At 54.1% G+C, this 21,873-nt stretch carries 19 protein-coding genes and 1 pseudogene; 7 read left to right on the forward strand and 13 right to left on the reverse strand.

Annotated elements, in window-relative coordinates; all coding sequences use genetic code 11:
• Window positions 1–439: 439 nt before the first annotated feature.
• Window positions 440–1,723 carry a hypothetical protein gene (locus R3C20_04705; protein MEZ6039782.1) on the reverse strand — a complete coding sequence of 428 codons (1,284 nt, stop codon included), beginning with the start codon at window positions 1,721–1,723 and terminating at the stop codon, window positions 440–442.
• Window positions 1,724–2,043: 320 nt separating this feature from the next.
• The gene (locus R3C20_04710) at window positions 2,044–2,373 is read right to left on the reverse strand and encodes a hypothetical protein (protein MEZ6039783.1); all 330 of its coding nucleotides are present in this window, start codon (window positions 2,371–2,373) and stop codon (window positions 2,044–2,046) included.
• Between the two features lie 89 nt (window positions 2,374–2,462).
• On the opposite strand from R3C20_04710, the gene R3C20_04715 reads away from it, so the two are divergent.
• Window positions 2,463–2,960 (forward strand): group II intron maturase-specific domain-containing protein, encoded by a 498-nt coding sequence (locus R3C20_04715; protein MEZ6039784.1) that lies wholly within the window; start codon window positions 2,463–2,465, stop codon window positions 2,958–2,960.
• A 149-nt stretch (window positions 2,961–3,109) separates the two neighbouring features.
• Here R3C20_04715 and R3C20_04720 read toward each other — a convergent pair whose 3' ends face one another.
• From R3C20_04720 to R3C20_04730, 3 genes and pseudogenes are all read right to left on the reverse strand, one after another.
• The gene (locus R3C20_04720; protein ID MEZ6039785.1) at window positions 3,110–3,781 is read right to left on the reverse strand and encodes a hypothetical protein; all 672 of its coding nucleotides are present in this window, start codon (window positions 3,779–3,781) and stop codon (window positions 3,110–3,112) included.
• Between the two features lie 388 nt (window positions 3,782–4,169).
• Window positions 4,170–4,997: pseudogene (locus tag R3C20_04725) on the reverse strand (IS5 family transposase).
• 448 nt (window positions 4,998–5,445) lie between these two features.
• Window positions 5,446–5,694 carry a hypothetical protein gene (locus R3C20_04730; protein MEZ6039786.1) on the reverse strand — a complete coding sequence of 83 codons (249 nt, stop codon included), beginning with the start codon at window positions 5,692–5,694 and terminating at the stop codon, window positions 5,446–5,448.
• Window positions 5,695–6,538: 844 nt separating this feature from the next.
• On the opposite strand from R3C20_04730, the gene R3C20_04735 reads away from it, so the two are divergent.
• A complete protein-coding gene (locus tag R3C20_04735; protein MEZ6039787.1) occupies window positions 6,539–6,799 on the forward strand; it encodes a hypothetical protein in 261 nt (86 codons plus the stop codon).
• A gap of 1,111 nt (window positions 6,800–7,910) precedes the next feature.
• On the opposite strand, the gene R3C20_04740 is transcribed toward R3C20_04735, so the two are convergent.
• Window positions 7,911–8,288, reverse strand: a complete 378-nt coding sequence (locus R3C20_04740) for a hypothetical protein (GenBank protein ID MEZ6039788.1) — start codon at window positions 8,286–8,288, stop codon at window positions 7,911–7,913.
• 44 nt (window positions 8,289–8,332) lie between these two features.
• Between R3C20_04740 and R3C20_04745 the strand changes: the two genes are divergently transcribed.
• Window positions 8,333–8,491, forward strand: a complete 159-nt coding sequence (locus R3C20_04745) for a hypothetical protein (protein MEZ6039789.1) — start codon at window positions 8,333–8,335, stop codon at window positions 8,489–8,491.
• Between the two features lie 329 nt (window positions 8,492–8,820).
• On the opposite strand, the gene R3C20_04750 is transcribed toward R3C20_04745, so the two are convergent.
• Window positions 8,821–9,627 carry a hypothetical protein gene (locus tag R3C20_04750; protein ID MEZ6039790.1) on the reverse strand — a complete coding sequence of 269 codons (807 nt, stop codon included), beginning with the start codon at window positions 9,625–9,627 and terminating at the stop codon, window positions 8,821–8,823.
• 513 nt (window positions 9,628–10,140) lie between these two features.
• Between R3C20_04750 and R3C20_04755 the strand changes: the two genes are divergently transcribed.
• Together R3C20_04755 and R3C20_04760 are read left to right on the forward strand one after the other, a co-directional pair.
• Window positions 10,141–10,521, forward strand: coding sequence for a hypothetical protein (locus R3C20_04755; protein MEZ6039791.1), 381 nt, complete (start codon window positions 10,141–10,143; stop codon window positions 10,519–10,521).
• A gap of 4 nt (window positions 10,522–10,525) precedes the next feature.
• Window positions 10,526–11,800 carry a sulfatase gene (locus R3C20_04760; GenBank protein MEZ6039792.1) on the forward strand — a complete coding sequence of 425 codons (1,275 nt, stop codon included), beginning with the start codon at window positions 10,526–10,528 and terminating at the stop codon, window positions 11,798–11,800.
• A gap of 90 nt (window positions 11,801–11,890) precedes the next feature.
• Here the strand turns inward: R3C20_04760 and R3C20_04765 are convergent, their stop codons facing one another.
• The 4 genes from R3C20_04765 to R3C20_04780 form a co-directional block, all read right to left on the reverse strand.
• Window positions 11,891–13,357, reverse strand: a complete 1,467-nt coding sequence (locus R3C20_04765; GenBank protein ID MEZ6039793.1) for a hypothetical protein — start codon at window positions 13,355–13,357, stop codon at window positions 11,891–11,893.
• Window positions 13,358–13,488: 131 nt separating this feature from the next.
• A complete protein-coding gene (locus tag R3C20_04770; GenBank protein ID MEZ6039794.1) occupies window positions 13,489–14,892 on the reverse strand; it encodes a hypothetical protein in 1,404 nt (467 codons plus the stop codon).
• The gene (locus R3C20_04775) at window positions 14,885–15,853 is read right to left on the reverse strand and encodes an ABC transporter ATP-binding protein (protein MEZ6039795.1); all 969 of its coding nucleotides are present in this window, start codon (window positions 15,851–15,853) and stop codon (window positions 14,885–14,887) included. Before R3C20_04775 ends, R3C20_04770 begins: the two co-directional genes overlap by 8 nt.
• Window positions 15,846–16,244 (reverse strand): GntR family transcriptional regulator, encoded by a 399-nt coding sequence (locus tag R3C20_04780; GenBank protein MEZ6039796.1) that lies wholly within the window; start codon window positions 16,242–16,244, stop codon window positions 15,846–15,848. The genes R3C20_04775 and R3C20_04780 overlap by 8 nt, the downstream gene beginning before the upstream one ends.
• Before the next feature lie 365 nt (window positions 16,245–16,609).
• Here R3C20_04780 and R3C20_04785 point away from each other — a divergent pair, with 365 nt between their 5' ends.
• Window positions 16,610–18,475, forward strand: coding sequence for a nucleoside-diphosphate sugar epimerase/dehydratase (locus tag R3C20_04785; GenBank protein ID MEZ6039797.1), 1,866 nt, complete (start codon window positions 16,610–16,612; stop codon window positions 18,473–18,475).
• Between the two features lie 4 nt (window positions 18,476–18,479).
• On the opposite strand, the gene R3C20_04790 is transcribed toward R3C20_04785, so the two are convergent.
• A complete protein-coding gene (locus R3C20_04790) occupies window positions 18,480–18,683 on the reverse strand; it encodes a hypothetical protein (GenBank protein ID MEZ6039798.1) in 204 nt (67 codons plus the stop codon).
• Between the two features lie 135 nt (window positions 18,684–18,818).
• Between R3C20_04790 and R3C20_04795 the strand changes: the two genes are divergently transcribed.
• Window positions 18,819–19,520: a DUF6655 family protein gene (locus R3C20_04795; GenBank protein ID MEZ6039799.1), complete on the forward strand. Its 702-nt coding sequence runs from the start codon at window positions 18,819–18,821 to the stop codon at window positions 19,518–19,520.
• A gap of 148 nt (window positions 19,521–19,668) precedes the next feature.
• Here the strand turns inward: R3C20_04795 and R3C20_04800 are convergent, their stop codons facing one another.
• Window positions 19,669–21,573 (reverse strand): oligopeptide transporter, OPT family, encoded by a 1,905-nt coding sequence (locus R3C20_04800; protein ID MEZ6039800.1) that lies wholly within the window; start codon window positions 21,571–21,573, stop codon window positions 19,669–19,671.
• Window positions 21,574–21,873 lie beyond the last annotated feature (300 nt).

The raw sequence follows: 21,873 nt of genomic DNA on the forward strand, positions 1-21,873 counted from the left end.
CGGACGGGATCACAGGATGAACAGGATTTCTGCCATGGACAAACCCCGCACTCATTCTGTCAATCCTGTGATCGTGTCCTGTACCGTTGCGATGTCTGGGTTCTGCGTGAAGACGACGGACGGGATCACAGGATGAACAGGATTTCTGCCATGGACAAACCCCGCACTCATTCTGTCAATCCTGTGATCGTGTCCTGAACCGTTGCACTGTCTGGGTTCTGCGTGAAGACAATGGACAGGATGTCGGGATGAACAGGATCTGTATTGTTGCCATCTCTGGCGAGAATCCGGTTGTTCCTGTGAACCTGTCGAGGCCCGTTGAACCGTCTGTGTTGTCAGTCAAATCAACGCGGGCTTGCAGGGGGCTGACGTTTCCCGAAGTTCATCTTATGAGAACTGTTTTCAAAGCCAGGGCTGGTTTGTGCCTGTGACGGAGTCGTCAGTCGGATTCATCAACGGCAAACCGCTGCGGTTCTTTCAGGCGGGCACCCAGTAATTCCAGTTGATATCTGACAAGTCCGGCGACTTCATTGTTGAACGTATCGTCGTCCGAAAACGTCAGCGGGATCTTTCGTTCTGTGGAATCCAGGATGACTCCCCTGGACTTTGTCGCTGACGGGCGTCGTCGGTCGCCGGACTCCTTTGGGTTGAGCGTGATGGCTGAGCCGATGCCAATGTCGGTGACGGAATCGGTCGAAACAGACAACCTCTTGCGGAACCATCCGACACCCACTCCGCCGGTCAGCTTGTCGCGATTGACACGAATAGTTACTCGGCCAAACCACAGGGCCAGAAGCATTCCCAGCGGCATGAGCCCCACGATGACAAAGATAGAGAGAAAGGCCAGCATGGCAATCGTGAAAAGATTCAGCTCCTGCGATTTCAGAATGCCGACCGCCATCGTGCCCACGACGCCATACCAAAACACACAGAAGAAGGCCAAAAATGGTGTCCCGATGGCTCGAAAGATAAGAGGGACGGCAACCGGGTAGCTGATCGCAAGATCATGGGCATCAAACGAGTCGATACGGACCCTGGAATCCGGCGGCAGGTCCTCCGGGCACAGTTCCGGAGGCCGCTGGGTGATGGATGAATGCTCTTCCAGATCGCTGATGCCGTCCTGAAGAATGCTGTTGGTTTCGATGGATGCGGCTCTCGCCAATGCTTCTTCGCCGTAGAGGCCTCCGTCCCAGTTGAGAAATTGATTGATGACCGTGACAAGCCATTCCTTTTCGGCGACCTCCAGGGCGGTCCCAAAGCATTCTTTGCGGTCATTAACCCCATAGACCGCAACCCGATAAACGGGCTCATTGTTTTGCTCATACGATTCTTCAAGTTGCGCATGAGCTCCCTCGCCCAATTCCAGCTCAGTGAACTTCTTGCGCCCCGCGAGGCTGCGTTGAATGGACAGCAGGTTTGGCTGTACGGCCAGCATGACCTGAGTAAATCGCATGCGAAACCAGGCCACGATCATCCCGACTCCAACGGCGTAGAACGCACCGAAGAAGAGAGTCAGAAGTATCAGCTGTTTGCCCCCGGGCTTTTCTGCAAAGAAGAAGCCACATGCAATCGCGGTGGTGATTAGCAACCAGAAGACAGCAAACCATCCCAGCGCGCGGCCTCTTCTTCCGCCTGGCGGGATCACGATCACCAGCCGCTGTGCCGAGTTCTCATGCAGCAGGATCGTTGAGCCTTCCGGCGGATTAGGAGTTTCAGACGCCATGGATTTTTCTACCCTGACAGCAGGATGCAGACCGTGCAACGGACAATGACAGAACCGGGGACAAAGGGACATACCAACCGGGCCCTGCCCGGCGAAAGTCCATTCCACTGTGTTCAATCTCCTGGGGCGTGACGGCGGCAAACGGCCTCTCGCCCCGAAAAAGACAACACCGCCAAACGTGATGATCGTTTGACTCAACAAGCCGTCCTGCAAGTCCTGACTCCGATCTCCGATCTCCGATCCGCATTTCAGCGAATCGAGTTTCGGATTTCGACCAAATCGTTCCGCTCAGGACGCAGCGAAGCAGGTGCAACGTTATATCAGATCAGGCTATCAACACTGTTGCAGGTGGTTTGATTTTGGAGCGTTAGCGCCTGACAAACCGCCAATGGCGGCTGCGAGCGGGCGTGCTGGTCGAACGCGAACTGCATCCCTCGATCGAAGGCACGATGCAAGGCGGTCCGCTGTCTCCGATCCTGGCGAACATCCTGCTGGATGACTTCGACAGGGAACTGGAGCATCGTGGTCTGCATTTCGTCCGCTATGCCGACGACTTCCTCGTGTTTACCAAAACGAGAGAAGCCGCCGTCCGCGTGGCCCGTTCGATCGAGAACTATCTGACTCGCAAACTGAAACTGGTGATCAGTCATCAGAAGAGCCGCATCTGCCGCACGGAAGGAGTCGCCCCAAAAAGAATCGAACAGGGCTCGGCTTCGCTTTCGAAGGCTGGGGCGGTCAGATTCGGGTTAGCCCGAAGAACGAACGCAAGTTCCGTAACCGCGTCAAGCAGATCACACGTCGCAACCGCGGCGTGTCGATGTCTCTTCGCTTCACGGAGTTGCATCGCTACTTTCAGGGCTGGGTGGCTTACTTTCGTTTCGTGCCGATCAAGACGTACTTCGCGGAACTCGACAAGTGGATTCGCCGTCGCATCCGGGCCTGTGACTGGAAGCACTGGCGCGGTGTCCGCACGAGGATCGCGAATCTGCGTCGGCTCGGTGTCAAAGACGACGAAGCGGTCACCCACGGCTGCAGTCGCAAAGGTCCCGTGGACGCTGTCGTCACGCTCAAAGCGATGCACGAAGCACTGTCGCTGGACTATCTCGCTCAGGAAGGATTAGTCAGCCTGTTCACAATCTGGCAGACACTCACTGCGAAAGATCTGAACCGCCGGTGCGGACCCATGCCGGGTGGTGTGGGCTCAGCCCCAAGGCTGACCTATGCCGATCCTGGTTAGGCGATTCTTGTTTAAGGCACTATTGCTCCTTTTGCCATGATTCCATCAAGGATTGCATGTCCAGTCGGGCTGCAATCCGCAGGCGAGAAGTTGGTAGGATGAGTTCCGCATCCCTTAATGTGCTCGTCCCAAGGAAAAAGACGGTGTCATCAACACGCAGAATTGCGGTCATGTAGATGGCACGGTTGGCATTCGATCAACTGGTAGTTACGGAACTCTCCAGCAACCCTGGACAAAGGCAATACATTCGCAACACCGAACGTAGCTTTGCCTTTGGTTGTCACCAATCGGAGTTCGAGCGTCCTGCTGAGATCGCGCAAGTACAGATGAAAGAAGTCTGAGTCGAGATATCGGTCGAAGTAGTGGACGCAGCGTTTGGCAGTGTTAATCGCGTCGCGTATCTTGAGATAGACGGTGAAAGGCGTATTTGCTTCATGTAGCTCCGCAGCCCAATTGATGGGAACGCGATCGATCGCGTTTAGAGTGTTTTTCTTAACGAGAGCTACGCGTTCCCGAAACTCTTTCTGTTTGTCGAATGGATCACTTGACTTTCTCGCAAGGATTCCAAGGTAATTTCGCAGTCCGTATTGTTCGCCAGCAATTTCGTTGTACTCGTCCACAAAACGAGCAGTGCCAAACGTTACGAATACACACACCTCGTTCATCCACCGGTCCATGTCCGGCCCAAGTGAAGCCGCAACGATCTGGTACTCAGTGTTGGTTGGGGGCTGTGCCTTTTCTGCAAGTGCATCAACCGGTGCGAGCACTCTGCCAAGCTGAAGGATCAGCGTCGATCTTTGAGCGGCGCTGTCAACCTTCATCAGCGTCTGTTCGCTAACGCCCCGCGTCACCGGGGCCCGTGAGTTGAGTATCCATTTGAAAAACCGATCCAACGGGCCTCCGGTGCACACTACTGATGGTTATGCCTTATTTGTCTGCAGGCACAGGCAATTTCGTCTTCGTTGTGCTGATCCTCATCTCCTCAAGTGCGATCGATATCCCTTCAATCGCTTGCTGCGATGCGGAAATTTTCTCAGACAATACGCTGATTGATTTGTTTAAGGATGCGGTACGTTTATCGAGATCATCCGGCTTCACAACGGCAAGCGTCGGAGGCGTTGAGTTCCCCGCATTGCAAAGTCATCATCTTCAAAAATGCCAAAACAAAGCATAACAGCCCCTGTGATCAGCAAAACGGCGATGAGCACGTCATGCACAGCGGAATTTATTCGAGCAAGCTAAACCTGTTATGAACTTTGGGGAGTGGAGTCTTGCGAGCATAATGGTGACGAATGCGAGCCAGTGCCAGCAAATCAAGCGTCACACTCAGCCGTTCGTAGTCTGCGCCAGTCTTCGGAATCTCGCCAGCCAGGCAAAGGTTCGTTCCACAACCCACCGGCGAAGGTAATAGTACAAATCCACGCTTCGCTTCCGTGTGCTTAACTACTTCCAAACGAATCGACTCAGCGTTCGCCTGTTCAACAGCGATTCTCCGGTGTAACCTGATCGACAGCCACGCCAACTCTACCGACTGATCCGTCACTTCCTGAACTTGTTTCGCCAGCTCACCGACCTGCGCACGGTCCTGTTCGTTTGCTGGTGTTACAACAGTGGCAAGTAAATGCCCAAGTGTGTCTACCGCCACATGAACCTTCGATCCTTTGCGTCTCTTTGCTCCATCGTAACCGGCCCAGGATCCACTCTCCGGGGTCGACTGCTAATGTCCGCATCAAAATCACTGCTGAAGGATCTTCAGCACGCTCCGTATTCAGTCGAGCCACCATTCGAAGATCATGAACAATGGATTGGAAGACTTTCGCATCAACCCAGCGTCGAGCTTTGCTGGTACACCACAGTCCATGGCGGAAAAATCATTGGGCGGGTATCGCCACCCGGACAGCCAGTCTTAACAACATACTGCAATGCATTGAATACGGCTCGCAGAGGATATTCCCGCTGCGGTGCGTCTTCCGTCATCAACGTCAGATACGGCACAACAAATTCCCATTCGTCATCCTTGACGTCGCTGGGATACGACGTGTCTTACTCATCACTTAACTTCAACATATGTTTCAAGTTAAGTCAATAACGAGCTCTAGAGGATTCGATGCCGTTCAAATTTCGCCAGCGTCTCCACGTGAAGCGATCGCTTTGGGCGTGGAGGACCGATTCCAAAACCAGAGCGGTGATACCAACGCACCGGCCGCTTGGTTGTCCTTGAGGCAACATTTTGAACTGAATCGAACCAAGCGTGTGTCCAGTCCTCCATTGCCAGAGACTTCAGCGCAGCAGTAACTACGGACGCGGAATACAGGTAGTAAACTGACTGAAGCAGTCGCTTGCACGCCCACACAAAGCCCGCAACTAAGAGGCACAGGAATGCAGTGCCAATGAATAGGAGCGTGCGCGACCGTGAATCAGTGGCATCAATCGCATACTTGCTGGAATAAAGTATCGCGGCAAGTGCCACCAAGTACCGTGTGTATTAACGATTCGCATCCTCAACAAAATCGCGGCGCGTGTCGTACATGTTGAATAGCAGCGTCTCGGTCCGCCTGCTGAGTTTCGAACGGCACTTTTTTGACTGGTAGTTTTCGGCGACTCTCTCGGCCTCACTTTTCAGGTAATCGCGTAGGTTGCGTTCGCTGTCAGTGGTTGGAAGTAGCAAACAACTTTCGACATCGATTTGACTGTTCCATTTCGGGAGAGTCTTCATCTTCAGGTGAGTCTTCATTGGAATCAGTGTTCAAGTCTAGTTCTCGCATAACGTTTGCGTTGACCGGGCCGCCGCCAATCAGCATTGACTTCACGAACGACGCGACCGGCGGCTCTGCGTCCAACGATGCGCCCAACATGGGCGTGGACTTGTGGGGTGAAAGTCCCCTGTACGAAAACGGGACTCACTGAGAGCAGTATGCCAAATGTTTCTTTGTGAGTGAAGTACGAGGCGAGGAGCAACTGCGGAAGAGCGATCGACCGTGGGGAGGAAGCTCTTCTTTGGGGCCGGGTTTGACAATCGCCACCTTGAGTGCGGAGACTTGTCGCCGCTTTGGATTCTTCTGACAAACGATCTTCGAAAAGGCGGTTCTATTCCGGAAGCATTTACGACAACACCGGGCACCAATCTTCCGTTGAATCTGGCGATCGGCAGAAGCCCGAAGGTCCACGGGCGTTCGCGGAACTGACAGGAATTCTGGCCGAGGTCTGCCGTGTAAATGATCAATTTTGAGCGATTCAGAGTTTTGACCAGTTGTGCGATCCGTCAATTTTAACCTGCCGCCCAACTCGCGGAAACTCGAAGTGGTGAATCAAAGCCAAAGCCGCGACAAGTCGCCGCACTCCAAACGACAACCTGGCGGCTGCCCAGTTAGCGATCCCCGGCATCGAAATCCTCACTGCGTCAAGCAGATCACGTCGCAACCGCGGCGTGTCGATGTCTCATCGTTTCACGGAACTGCGTCGCGACTTTCAGGGGCTGGGTGGAGTTGCTTTCGTCTGGTGCCGATCAAAACGTACTTCGCGGAACTCGACAGAGTGGATCCGCCGCATCGAGGCACTGTGACTGGAAGCACTGGCGCGTGTCGCACGAGGATCGCGAATCTGCACGTCGGCTCGGTGTCAAAGACGACGAAGCGATCACTCACGGCTGCAGTCGCAAGGTCCGTGGACGCTGTCGTCAACAAAGCCGTGCACGAAGCACTGTCGCGCTGGACTATCTCGCTCAGGAAGGATTAGGCGGCCTGTTCACAATCTGGCAGACACTCACTGCGAAAGATCTGAACCGCCCGGTGCCGGACCCACGCTTGCAGGTGGTGTGGGAGAAGCAGCCCCAAGGCTGACCCCTATGCCGATTTTTTGTTACTTCCCGCACGCTGATCAGTGCGTTTCACTGCACAAGGTAACCGCCCCATCTCGCTTGAGGAATAGATGCGGGCTACCCATATCGCCAACATCATCATGGAATAATTGCCAGCAGAATTTTCGCCGAACCATCCATCGTATGGCTTTTCACGATTCGCCCACGGATAGCGAATTTCAGGAGGCATCAGTAACCGATGCGAGTTGCGCGATGTACACGCCGTCGGAAACGCTCGCGGTATAGATGATCTGGAACTCACCGATCTTCACAACAGACAGAACCGCAAGGCGGTAATTGTCGCGTACATCCAGCTCTCTTGCATCAGCAGATGCTTCTGGTTAGTCTGCGGCTCGGTAAATAACGCCGTATCCATCAAAGTGCGTGTACTCGTATACGAACTCAGGGAACTGTTGCCAGGAGATCAGTTCTGGTCTTTGACGGTCTCCCAGAGAAAATGCATGGACTGACAATCGTCGTAGCACCAACCTGCTTCATCCTCGGTATCAACAGTAAATCGCCGGGAAGCTTCGGCACGAGGTCAAAAGAGTCCGCAAAGTTGATCTGAGCCATGAACCACATTGGGCCTCCGTCTTTGTTCTTTGGCCACGGCTTCGCAGCAGGCCAGTACGGTAGACCACCGATTTTGGTGACGTGGCGTTTAGGAGACTCCCCTTTACTTAAAGACGAAGGCATCGGTGGGAACTCCAGAGGGGCGTCGCAACCCATGCCGATCTCGAAGCGTTTCAACTGAATAGAGATCATAAGGACCGGAGATGTTTTGCCCTCGAAGGGCTTCTGTTCGGATCGCGTTCTCGTAAGTGCGGCGAACTGCTGGGAAGTCCAGTTCGTCGTGCACTTTGCTCGAAGTGGAGTTGATCATCTGAACGGGCGACTCCGTGTTGGCAAGCAACGACAAAGATCAACCGGATTTGCCGCGACTGATTCTCCAATGTGTGCGCAGTCCATCAACAAACTTCTACTGCATCTTATTGTTAGCTAATCAAGCACGGCAGCACGTGCCTGTGGAAGCCAAACGCGGAACCACAGGACTTTGCCCCAAAAGCGACTCCGAAAGCAATGCCCGCCTAGCCTCAGTGTACTGAGCAATTCGTGCTCTCATTCAGACGTGTCTCTACATATATTGCTCTCCCAACCATCGTATTGGAGTTCGAAGATATCTGCAATGCACTCCATCGGAACTGAGCACTGAACACAGCATTCTGCGTTATTGGCATCATAATGGACACGACAATCTGGTGGGAGTCGCCATCGCTTTTTGCAACGGCATCGCCATACCGATTGTCGTTTATGAAGCGTGCGATCAGGTTTGCCTTCTTTGCGTTGGGGGCGATGAGGAGGAATTCCACTTCGCGAGCAGTGGTGGCGATATCGCCCAAGCCTTCGTTGCTGATCAGGAGTTCCCTGTCAGCGCAAGAAGTCGAAAGGAGTGCGGAAATCAGTTCAGACATGGTGTTTCAGCTAACAAGTATTATCCAGCCGCTGGATAATCACAATGGATAATCTGAAAACGAAACGTGCGGCTACCGAGCAGATTCTGACTCCCGGAGAAGCTGATGTCAACGACCCTGCGGGCTGGCGTCTTCACACACCCGCGATACACTTTCGGCTGCGTCCAGGAAAATCCAGCTGCTGGATATTCTACCCGCCATGAATCAGGAGATCGTAGGTACGGGCGCGGGATTAACCGCGACTTCCGGGGCAGGTGCGAGGACTGGCATTCAGCATTAGTGCCAGCGAGCTTCAGGCCTTACATGCGATCTGTCGTTTCTTCAGGCGGGAGACTGACCTACTTCGACTGCGTCAGAGTTCATTCGGATTGAAACGGTAGATCTGCTGAAAGACTGGTTTTTCTTCTTCCGGAAGTCGGCTCTGATACTCACGAAAGGCATCTACATTCCACTGCACCACTCCTTTGTGGAGGCCACCTTCGAACTGCGACGGTTCCCGGAGATCTGATGTTTCGAACGGCCTGATCTGCCATTACTTAAAAGCCATGACCTGGGATTTTGCCCGTTGCGAGGAATGGGCGTTTGCAAGGTCGATTGAACATCCGTCCGAAAAATGCAGGACAGATCGCAGAGTCATCGTGGTGCCCATCATGTAGCTGCCTGTCTGTAGCTGAGTGATTTCGGACCACGCCGCAACACGTCGGTCGGTGGCGAAATGTCCGCCCCGGAACACTCCATTGGGTGCGACATAGCCAGCGGAAATCAAATCCCAGATAAAGATCATCGCCAGGAGCAGGACAGCGGGCACAAGAACTGTCAGAGACACGCGAATGCAGCCGAGAGAATAAGCTTGCAGGTAGTCATCAATGGGCAGTTCGGGATCAATACGTCGAATCACGGCCTTCATTGCCGCACCGTTGAGCCAACGGCTGGCAGCATCGCGACTCCCCTGCATCGTCATCTGAATTCCGGAAATCGCCGTGGGTACTCTCCATAAGGGCCTGGCATTCAAAATCAGAAAGAAGATCAGCGCGCTGAGTATGATGCCGACGAATACTGCAACGACAGCACTGACCGGTTCCATATCGATCAGCCATGTGTCGTCAGGAATCAGGCCCAGCCAGATACCGATTCGATCCATGGGAAGCTGAAACAAACCGAAAGTCGTTCCGATGATGCCAGCGATCAGCAGGAGAAGCTGGCCGATAACAGCACCCGCACAACTCAGCTTTCGCAATCCACGCGTCACCTGAATGTGGTGTGCCACGGTTGCTGGCATTCCAAAGGAAATGAGATCGGCGACCTGTTGGTCATTCAGAAAGAGTTCGTCGCTTATCATTGGGCACGTCTGGGTGGCACTGGTGACAGAAACGGCAACGAGTGCGCCGCTTTCTCTGCCAGCGCCCTTTCTGGTCGAAAACAATGGCGAAGCCAGATAGCCACCACATCATCATTGAAACGTTCGATCTTCTCAACGCAAGAGACGTTGGCGGGGTGTCATATTCTATGAAGCATGATCGCCGTGCATGGCGGTTGGGTGGCGCAGGCACACGATGGACTATCGTGGGCGTCGATGACAGATCGGTTGCGAACGGGACATCAATTTCCAGTCCGAGCGGCCAGCGCATCGGTAAGCCAACAGACCGACGTACCAGATAACATCGCGCCGAACTCCATGGCCATTCGTTGACTTGTTGTGTCAAGCCCGCTCGAACGGCACTGCGATCAGATTGCGATACCATTCGTTCCCACGGGCCCCAAGCTTTCTGTTGGGGGCGATGATCAGGCACGCTCCGTTGTGTCCGGTTGCCGCGGAATGGTAGAATCGCATGCTGGCAGGATGCTCCTGTTCGTGTCATTCAGATTGCCACATGGGTTGCCGCCCAGGCTGTGTGGCGTTTTCGTCGAACAGACTCAGAAGTCACGCGAAAGCGATGAGTTTGCGGGTGACGATTTATTCGTTGCAGGATGCGACGCACGAAGTGAGTCGATGGCCCTTTTACCTCTACACGTCCGAGACATTCAGAATGTTGCTCATCCTGCGAATCTCAGGCAGTCCATCAGCGTCATTGCCTTCAGTCTGCTCCTCACCCATCTGAGTCCAGCCACTTGCCTGGCCGATCAATCCAGCCAATCCCGGCCAGGTCCCAACATTGTTGTGATCTATATGGACGATATGGGGTACGCCGATATCGGGCCGTTTGGTGCGACCGATTACCAAACGCAATCTTGACCGGATGGCTTCTGAAGGACGGATCTTTACCGACTTCTATGTCACTCAGGCGGTCTGTTCGGCCTCGAGAGCGGGGTTGCTGACGGGATGTTACAACGTCCGTGTTGGCATTCAGGGAGCGTTGGGGCCTTCGTCACCTATCGGGATCAACGCGAACGAGGTCACCCTTGGTGAAATCTGCAAGCAAAAAAACTATGCCACCGCATGTTATGGCAAATGGCACCTGGGACATCATCATCAGTTCCTTCCGATGCAGAATGGATTTGATGACTACTTCGGACTTCCCTACAGCAATGACATGTGGCCCTATCATCCGGGCGTCGCACATCTGCCAATGGAAGAGCGTCTGAAACGATGGCCGCATCTGCCCTTAATTGACGGTAATACAATTGTGAATGCCCAGGTGACCGGGGAAGACCAGGAGCAACTAACAACACAATACACCGAACGTGCCGTGAAGTTTATCGAAGATCACGTCGATCAGCCGTTTCTTGTCTACCTGCCACACAGCATGGTTCATGTACCGCTTTATGTTTCTGATAAGTTTAAAGGAAAAAGTGGTCGTGGGTTGTTCGGAGATGTCATGATGGAAGTCGACTGGTCTGTCGGACAGATTCTGGACACTCTGCGAACCCATCATCTGGAGGACAAGACACTGGTCATCTTCACTTCGGACAATGGACCATGGCTTTCGTACGGTGATCACGCTGGTTCTGCCGGCCCGCTGCGAGAGGGCAAGGGGACAATGTTTGAAGGCGGATGTCGCGAATCCTGTGTCATGTGGTGGCCCGGCACAATTCCCGCCGGAACAAAATGCTCCGTTCCTGCCATGACGATCGATATTCTGCCCACGGTTGCCCACCTGATCGGAGCCGACTTGCCTGCACATCCGATTGATGGCAGGAACATATGGCCCCTGATTGCTGGCGAACCGGATGCCGTGTCTCCCCACGAGGCCTACTATTTTTATTGGGGTGGCCAACTACAGGCCGTTCGCAGCGGACGATGGAAGCTGCATTTTCCTCACGACTATCGCACATTGAACGGAAGGCCCGGCGGTACCGATGGCAAGCCGGCCAACTACGTTCAGGCGGAGATTGGACTATCGCTTTTCGATCTGGAATCAGATATGTCCGAAACGACAAACGTCGCCGATCAACATCCCGAAGTCGTCGCTCGACTGACCGTTCTTGCCGATCAGATCCGAGAGCAATTAGGCGACAAGGGAATTCGAGGCCAGGCGATTCGACCAGCGGGCCGCAAGGTCGAAGTCAATTAATCACAAGGCTCTCATCGACAATGGCATTTCGCTCTTGTGCGGGATAGCGGGTGTGGCGATGGAAAGCTGCGATTAGCAGGATTCCTTCACTCACTCGTAACGTATGCCGACATCCCAGATGTGAGTGATAAATGGCGAAGATGGCTGTGTGGACCATGGAAAAGTGAAAACCTCCCGGGGCATGGTCTTCTGGTTCTCAACGGTCCTCAATCGTGAAATGGCTAATTGATGACCAAACCGCGACCAGGCTATAGACATTGCATGCCCTGGTAGTCGCGCGGTGACGATTTGTCGGCCTGTGGCCGGCTGCCAGGCCGTAATGCAAACGGCTTGTCCGGATGCATCCGGAGCGATTGTATCTGCGAAACTCTGTCCGACAGTCCAGAGTGGTCCGCTGCTGGTGGTTCCAAAAGCCACCGAAGAAATCGAAAGTCCGGGGATCTGTTCTCGAACCGACAGCGTCTTCATGATGGAACCGTCCTGGAGATTCCGTATTTGAACGGCTTTCCGGTCGGCGATAGCCATTCGGGCCGGGGCGGGAGAACGCGGGATCGGACTGGGTTCAGACATACGATCAAGGCTTATTGCAGACGGAATGGAATTCAGATTCACCTGCCATTCCGTGCTTCCATCGCTTACCCGGCTTCGGACCAGTTTCGGTTCTGATTCGTCCGAATTCGCCCGCGCGACCTGTGCAACCTGGTAGCCATCATACGTCTGTCGGTGGATTCCGGTGACAGTCCAGGTTGATACTGAAAGGAGCGATTGACAGTCCAGTGTAAACTGCAGGTGCTCAACCTGGGCAACGTGAGGCTGAATACGCTGATGCAGATAAAACCTTCTCGGCACTGGAAGATTCGTATCAGGGGTGTGAGGCCATTCCGACGTGACAATGCCGTAAGGTCTGTCGGGCAGTGGCTCTTCGTCTGCATTCCAGAGTTCAATGCTGCCGTCGATCTTGCCAATCGCAAAAAGGCAGCCGCCCGTGGCGGCCACAATTCTTCGAGCACCAGTATCTGAATATTCGAGGCCGCTGGTGTGGTGTCTGCCAGGACCTGAATTTGGTTGAGCGGCAATGGTGGGATATTTGTCTTCAACGGTCTGCAAGTGTGCGCCCGTTTTTGCGTCCCAGAAACGAATGACCGGAAACTGCCCAACGGTTGCGACAACTCTGCCATCCCCCGAGATGGCCGCCTGAAAAATTCGTTCGCCATCCGGGGAAATGCCAGTCGTCTGTTGCACGGTCCCGTCAAGTGGATTGATCAGATAAGCCACCTGATCCACCAGGACAACAGTCTTTGTACCGAACGACAGAGAGGCGACTCCAGCATCATCCGCAGCCCCTTCAGTCGCACGTCCGGACATCGAGATCGATGCCCTGGGCCACGGGGTATCTTCGGGAACGGTTACTACTGGTGGTTCCGGGCGACGCCTTTCTCGCTCAAGGTTGACCAGCTCCTGGCCGCGAAGGCGGTATTTCGATGCGATGGGGATCAGATTCCATGCAAATCCAATGAGTGAAACGACCAGCCAGATTTTGATGATGCGTGCAGCCATGAGTCTATCTCCGGCAATAAATGTGCGCGATAATGAATGCCAGCCGGGCTGACTCTCATTCACTTTGGAGAGATCGCCCCGAGACAATCCAATGGATCTGCCCGTTTGCTCGTTTTGGATTGCTGAAACGTCTACGGCAAATCCATTCGGCACCAGCGCCGATATGCAGTGACGGTTAGCAGAATGCCTGATATCAGCAGCACTCCTGATACAACCCAGGTGGTCCGGGCCAAGTCGCCATCGTCCATGCGGTTCGAAGCAATCCAGGAAGTTTGTGACACCAGTGTTGCGGCTAAAATTCCAATCGCCATGCTCATTCTTGATCCGTAGGAAGAAGCCAGCGCGCTGACGCCAAACACAACGAAATGAGCACCAATGACCCACAGAGAAAACTCAACAATGGCTTGCGGATAAATCGCTAATGCGTTGACTGGCCAGATCACAATACTCGTGCCGATTCCGAACAGTGCCCACCAGGCCAATTGTGCGGTGATGGAATTTGACAGCAGCATCAGCCCATTGTCGCGTACCCAGGTGCGTCGACTGAACGGGCGAAGGCTTTCATAGCCCAGTCGGGGCCATCGTTGCTGAATCAGAAGAAACTGCCCCCATGTGAGCATCAGAGAAAACATGCAGGGAAGAGAGAGCATCAGACGCACGCTTCTGACATCCAGCGATTCTTTCAGGGCGCGACTTTGCAGCCAGATGGCCATCAACTGTATTGAACCAACGACCATGAAGAACCAGACGTGATTGGTCGGCCAGTCTGCCGACAATCGCCAGAGCATGATTCGTTCGCGAAGGGTCGTCGCGGTCCGCAGTGAAAGAGCTTCCAGGGCTTTTGATGCTGGTTGGAGATACCAGTCCCAGGACAGGGTATTATATGGTTGCATCTGAACGCGCCTCGATCGACGAATCGTAGCGGCTTTCAGGTCCCAGACATCCATGGGCATCACCTTGCCGTAATCCGGATCATCCTCTGTCAGAGAAAACAGGTGATGAAAGAGCAGGCAAGCAGCCCCCAGAGCGAGTGACATAAGAAACCACGATGCTTGTGGTGCACCTCCCATCAGGAAGTCTCCGAGGGTCGCTCGCAGAACAGGAGAGAATGCCGTGGCTATTCCAAGAGAATACGGAATGGCCAGCCACCATCCCGGACACGCACCTGCTGAATAGCTTACGGTCCAGACCAGCAGGCTCAGACCACAGGTCGCCAGAGGTGAACTGCCGGATGCACGCGAGAAAGCAAACGCGGTCAGCAGAGGCACTGACCACATTAAGAAAGCCACAATGAGATGCCACCGACGATAGTCCGGAACCAATGTGGCTTCCGGCCGGGCTATCTGTTGTTTCAGGTGGATTCCGAGCCAGAATGTCAACATCAGCATGGGGCCGAATGTGAAGCCGGCAAACGTCAGGGAGTTCTTATCAGCCGTCACAATGCTCAATAGTGTACCTGGCACCATCAGGCAAAGCATCAGCATCAGAAAGCGTCGCGTCACATACGTCATCAGCACCTGATAAAGCTTACTCATGATGGAGCTCCAGAAAGATCTCTTCCAGATTCAGGTCTTCAACATCAATCTGAGCTTTCCATTGCCTGCTGAATCGCGACAGCAAGTCCGGTGTGAATCCGCGCAGACTTAATACTGCTGACTGACCATTCGATTCACAGCTCAACAGGCCCGGAAGCAGCTTCAGATCATCCGGCAGGGAACCACTGGTGGTAATGCGCAGCCGTTTGACCTCGTCCTTCAGGTTGCTTAACTCATCGTGGTAGATGATGCCGCCGTCTCTGAGTACCGCGACACGGTCGGCAACGCGTTCCAGATCGGACGTAATGTGGGTCGAAAACAGGATGGTTCTTTCCCCCGACATTGCCACATCCAGCAGCGTGGCCAGAAACTGTCGGCGAGCGGATGGATCAAGACTCGCGACAGGTTCATCCAGCACAAGTAAGTCCGGCTCGTGCCCCAGGGCCAGCAATATGGAAAGAGACTGAGTCTGCCCGGTGGAAAGCGTTCCGACCTTCGCTTCCCGGTCAAGCTTCCATTCCGTGAGCAGCTTTTCTGTAAGCGAATTGTTCCATCGCGGGTAGAACGCCCGGGTGTAGTCGATGATCTGCCTGATTTTCATCCAGGAATACAGTGTGATTTCCTGCGGCACATATCCAAGGCGCGCTTTTGCGGTGCCCGACAATGTGGCAACGTTCTCACCCATTAACCTGATCAGACCAGCCTGCGGACTTTGTAGCCCCAGAGCGCATTTGAGAAGCGTTGTCTTGCCTGATCCATTGCGTCCCAGCAGCCCCGTGACCGATCCGGGTTTCAGGTCAAAGTTCAGCTGGTCAAGGACCGTTTTGCCGGAGAACCGTTTTGTGACCCCGATCATCTGAATGACGGGCGCATGTTCGGGCTCAACTGTCCCTTCTGGCCCCGTTTGTTTTTCTGCGGCTGGGTGTTCTGAAGCTGCATCCAGCGCGAAACGATTAGTCATTACCGGGCTCCCTCAATAACGGGGTCAGGGCCGTCAGAACCTGATCGGCGGTGAGTCCAAGCTGGAACGCCTGAGCGGCGACCTGCTCGAGTAACGGGCGCAGTTGTTGTTGCCGCTGGCGAACGGTGTCCTGGGGTCTGGCTGGTGCGAGGACTCGCATCCCCTGACCGCGAACGCGTTCGACAACGCCGTCGCGTTCCAGAAGTGAATACGCTTTGGAAACGGTCATGGGATTGATCTGAAGGGATTCTGCGATCGTGCGAACCGACGGCAGCATCTGACCCGAAACCAGTTTTCCGTTGGCGATCTGCGTTCTCACCTGATCCATCAGCTGCCGATAAATCGGCACTCCGGAGGAGGGGTGAATCTGGAACAGCAGAACCGGGCTCATCAGAAAAAACTCGCCTTCCGGGTGATCATTCAGAAACTGATATCAGTGTATGACGACAATAATACACATCAACAGGTTTCTTGAGATTTGTTGCTCGGGATTGGAATGTCTGGTCTGCAGTGTGTCCGTTCAGGCCGTCAAACATCGGGTAAACCGCGTCGTTTTCGGTTCAGGCAAAAGGTCTGGACACAGATTTCGAATTCCGGCAAACTTCGCCGACTCCTCCGTTGCTTCGTTCTGAAGCTACGAAAAACCTCTCATTTCTGATGGGGCGTCCGACAACTCATGTCGGTGTCGCTTCGGATCCAGTCTCGCGCAGTTTCACTGCAAACTCTCTCTACTCTTCGTACGTCAGGATCATTCCAATGGCTCGACTGGCTATTGCCGTCTGCTGTTATGCTGCTGTGTTTGCGGCGACGTTCCTTGGCGCGGTGCTGTTGCGTTTTGATTTCGAATTTGCCGCGTATCCTCGCAGCCTGTATCTGGAAACCGTTCTGATTGTCGTATTGCTGAAGCTGGGGATCGTGTTGTTTTCGCGCGATTGGCGCAGGCATCTTCGATATTCGACAATTCACGACCTTTCCTGGTCAGCGGGCATCTGTGTCATCGCAGGAGTCCTGATATCTGCCATGCAGCTGGCTCGGCCGACGATGCCGTATATCCCCCGGTCGATAATTGCCATCGATACTGTGCTTTCTGCGGCAACTCTGGCGTCATTGCGAGTGGTTGCCAACATGCTTCGCACTTTCCTGATCAATCATCAGGGACCTGGAATCGAAAGAGCCCTCATCTATGGCAGTACAACCGATGCCGTCAGCCTGCTGACAGCCATCCAGTCAGGTTCTGCGCGACTGAAAGTTGTGGGAATTGTGAGCGATTCGAAAGGTGCCGCGGGTCTGGTGGGAGGAGTTCCCACGTTTACCGACGGTGGTGCACTGGCCAGTGTGATCAGCCGAACGCATGCGGACCATGTGCTGATGCCTTCGAATCTGCCCGGAAAAGTAGTCCGGGATGTCACTCGAAGTTGTCTGGAACTTGGAATCGAAGCTCACCTGGTACCGGCTGTTGATGAAATTCCCGCCCGCCGATTTCAGCTTCGGATGCGTGATGTAACCATTGACGACCTGCTGCGTCGCGAACCCAACGTTCTTGATCTGAACGGCATTCGCTCAATCCTTCGCAATCGAGTGATTCTGGTTTCAGGGGCCGCTGGAAGTATCGGTTCGGAAGTTTGCCGCCAGCTGCTTCATTTTCAGCCACGCAAGATCGTGCTGGTGGATCAGTCCGAATTCGGCATCTTTCAGATCGAGCAGGAATTTCAGCAGCAAATCAAGACGCTGAACTGTCCCGCGCCGGAGCTCGAGTACCTGGTGGAAGACATTGTCGATGAAGAAGCCATGCGGCGCGTCTTCATGCTGCATCGCCCGGCTGTTGTCTTCCATGCAGCCGCCTATAAACATGTTCCGCTGATGGAGCATAATCCGCAGGCTGCTGTCCGCAACAATGTCTTTGGCACGAAGATTCTGGTGGATCTGGCCCACAAGTTTTCTGTCGATCGATTTGTGATGATCTCCACTGACAAAGCCGTGCGCCCAACCAATGTGATGGGTGCGACCAAACTGATTGCGGAGCAGTATCTGAATAGCGTCGCTTCCAGATCGAGCACTCGCTTCATAACGGTTCGATTCGGAAACGTGTTGAATTCAGCGGGAAGCGTCGTTCCGACGTTTCGGCGTCAGATTGAGGAAGGCGGTCCGGTGACCGTTACCGATGCCGACATGCAGCGGTATTTCATGACAATCCCGGAAGCGGTTCAGCTGGTTCTGCAATCTGCGGCGCTGGGAGAAGGTGGTGATGTTCTGATTCTGGATATGGGGGAACCGGTCAGGATCGTCGATCTGGCGCGCGACATGATTCAGCTGTCCGGGCAACGGTATCCGGAAGACATTGATATCGTGATCACAGGTCTGAGACCGGGCGAGAAACTGTACGAAGAGTTGTTCTACGAAAGCGAAGGAACCGCCAGCCGAGTGCACGAGAAGATTTTTCGGGCACCACGTCAACAGATTCAGAACACAGGTTGGATTGAAGATGAACTGGAAAACCTGCGCAGCCATCTGATGACAAGTCGCGAACAAATCCGCGAAGTCTTGTGGCAGGTGACTGCTCGCATCGTCGAAGACAATTCCAGGATCTCCACAGATTCCAGCGAGTCACGCCGAGCGGCTTAAATTCTTAACGCGAGGCCACGCGACCAGACAGTGGCAGGCAGACAATAAGTTCTGCCACGGCCGCAGCGGCACTGAGACCGACAATCGGCCCTGGTTCATGGCAGAAGTAACTGAGTAACGGCAGATAATGCCGCAGGAACGCCTCAAAAACGTCGTCGTCGAAGGATTGCCGGGACTTTGGGACAGTCGCACGATCAGAAGCAGTCAACAGGGATTGCTGATCGTAGGTTAGTCGCGATATACCACTGAATTGAATTCCAAAAGCTTACTGCGGCGTTCAACTTCAGGATTGCTGAACAGGGCCAGATTCAGCCTCGATGCCCAAACGTTCAAAGGATTGACAATGAAACTTCGGCCAACCGGTCTCTTAGTGGCCACCGCTTTCCTCATATCTGGTTTTGGCTGTTCTTCAACGGCTACATCGAACACTGCCCGCACAGCAAAAGAGCAGATGCTCCTGTCGAATGCTGTTGATCAGTCGCTGGACAAGGTTGACTTCACGCCATTGTACGGGCAGCGAGTATTCCTTGAAGAAAAATATCTTGATTGCATCGACAAGCCTTACGTTGTCGGCTCTGTGCGTCATCGCATCATGAGAGCTGGTGGCACTTTGCTGCCCAGTGCTGATGATGCCGATGTCGTGATGGAGCTCAGAAGTGGTGGCGTTGGCACCGATACATCGGAGTCCTTTCTTGGGACGCCGGAAATCGCATTGCCCGGAATGCTGACGATTCCTGAGGTTCGCTTGGTCGAACGAAAAACACAGTTTGGCTACTCGAAGCTTGGACTTGTGATTTACGATGCCAGAAGCCGTCAGGTGCTGGGTGATGGTGGAATGGCCATGGCCCAGTCGGATGACAATAACTGGCACGTTCTTGGGGTTGGCCCGTTTCAGAATGGTGATCTGAAGACTGACGTTGCCAGGGCAGAAATGATTCCCCCGGGAATGTACCGTCGCCAATTGCCGACACAGGTCGCGTTCGGGACTCGTGATGGAGTCGAGGCAGATGCCAATAATGTCCGCTACGCCAGCGGCAAGAAATAGCGCCGGTCACGGAGCGACATTCGCAAAATACGGCAACCCGATCCGAAAAGGATCGGGTTGTTTCTGCGCTGCTTGCGATGTTCCATGGGCACCGTGCTGACCGCCAGCAACAGCCCGATCGACTTCATCAGACGCAAGCTCGAATCATTCAATAGTTCTTGTGAGGCTTGCACAGGCCGGCAAACATGACGACTGCGACAACCGCTGAGACGACGGAGAGTGTTGTGATGGTTTCTGCCGACAGTCCAAGGTCCACGGAGGCGACTCCGAATGCTGCGAACACTGCGATCCCCACTGCCGTCAGGGCCTCTCCAGCGATGACGCCGGACGAAAACAGAACGCCTCGATGAAGAATGGCGTCGTGTTCTGCTTCAGGTTTGCCTCGCGAATAGAAGTGTGCCAGCAGGCCGCCGAACAGGATTGGAATGGCCAGCCCGAATGGCAGATACATTCCCACGGCAATTGGCATCAGGTATGCGCGAAACTTTGCGTTGGCTGATTTGAGTCTGTGGTCAATCAACAGGATGACTGCCCCCACACCGATTCCGACCGCAATCAGATCCCAACGAAGTTCCCCTTCGCCTGCGAATCCGCGAGCTAGTTCTGCAAATAAGCTGGCCTGCGGCGCGGAGAGTTCGGGACCTCCAATTCCGCCCGGCGTATTGCTGTGAAGCAAGTTCAGCACAGGAGCGATCGTAAAAGCTGCGACAGTGACGCCTGCAATTTGCATCATTTGCTGGCCGATCGGAGAAGCCCCAACCAGAGACCCTGTCTTCAGGTCGTTGCAAACGTCTCCGCTGGTACACGCCACGCAGCAAACAATTCCAGCGATTCCAAGAGTCGCGACCATCGCTTCAGGCCCTCGAAATCCCGCGAGATATAACATTCCGCCTGCAACAAGAACCGCTGTAATTGTCATCCCGGACACCGGACTATTGGAATTCCCGACGACGCCCACGATGTAGCTGGCGACCGCTGTGAAGAAGAATCCAAGCACCACCATGACGATGGTGGACAGTGCAGTGATGCTGACCCCTTTCGTAAACGAATAATTGACACCTGCAAGCAGAAAGACGCACAAGGCAGCCAGAAGAAGGATCACCCGGGAAGGGATGTCTCGCTGAGATGCGTCGGCAGGCTGTTGGTTGCCGGTCATTCCTGACCATAATTCACGAACGGCAGCGATCAACCCGGCTCTGACATTGTATAACGATGCGAATCCGCCCAGCACCATTGCACCGACGCCGACATAACGCACCTGCGAACTCCAGATTGAATACGCCTGATCGACGGCGGATTCCTCTGCAATCGCCCCACCAATAATTGGGATCCCAATTAACCACGACAGAGCTCCGCCGAGAAAAATCAGAACGGCCACATTCAGTCGGACGATAAAACCCACGGCTACGAGCATTGGTGACAAATCGCCACCGATATAAAAGATCCGTGTGCCTACAACCCTGGCAGTTTCCAGTGACCCGGCAATTAAACCCAGGAAACCGCCCATCAGTTTGAAGGCCGTCCCGAGGAGTCCTCCAAGAATTAAGCTTTTCCCCGCACCGGAATCCTCTTCTGCATTTTCGCCAGCCTTCAAAACGGCCGCGCAGGCAACGCCTTCGGGATAAGCAAGTTCGTCGTTGTCGACGACAAAAACTCGACGCATCGGAATCATGAAAAGGATTCCCATCAAACCGCCAGTGAACGCGATAATCGTGATGGTCCAGTAGTCGAAGCTGGTCCAGTAGCCGATCAGAACCATTGCCGGCATAGTGAAGATAATTCCTGCGGCCAGCGATTCCCCGGCCGAGGCGCAGGTCTGCACCTGATTCGCTTCGCGGATCGTTGAATTTCGAAACAGCAGCCGGAAAAACATCATTGCCATCACTGCGGCCGGTATCGATGCGGACACCGTCATACCAGCTTTCAGACCAACATAAACGTTGGCAGCGCCCATGATGACGGACAACAGCAATCCCAGAACGATGACTCGCGGCGTAATTTCCGCACGAGGTTCGTCCGATTGGGGCGAAACAACAGATTCTTCTACTGACACGGCAGCTTGACTCCCAAACGTAAACTCTTCGAGCGAGAATGATATCGCCAGGGGGAGTGTAGAAGGTCGGCAACGTGTTTTCGACGACAGGATTCCCTTCGGTCCCATCATTTTGACATTGGTTCCTTGTCCCGGTGCTCGCGATAACCGACCCCTGTGTTGCAGGCAAGGCCTGTCACGAAGCGAGGAAACGAAACCATACCGAAGGTCTGATGGCACCTCGGCTAAAAGAACGAATTGATGCTCGGTCTGAAGACGGAGCAGTTTCATTGCGATGCGTCGTCCGGTCATATGGCGGCG

The sequence above is a fragment of the Planctomycetaceae bacterium genome, assembly GCA_041398825.1.
In the GTDB taxonomy this organism is placed as follows: Bacteria; Planctomycetota; Planctomycetia; order Planctomycetales; family Planctomycetaceae; genus F1-80-MAGs062.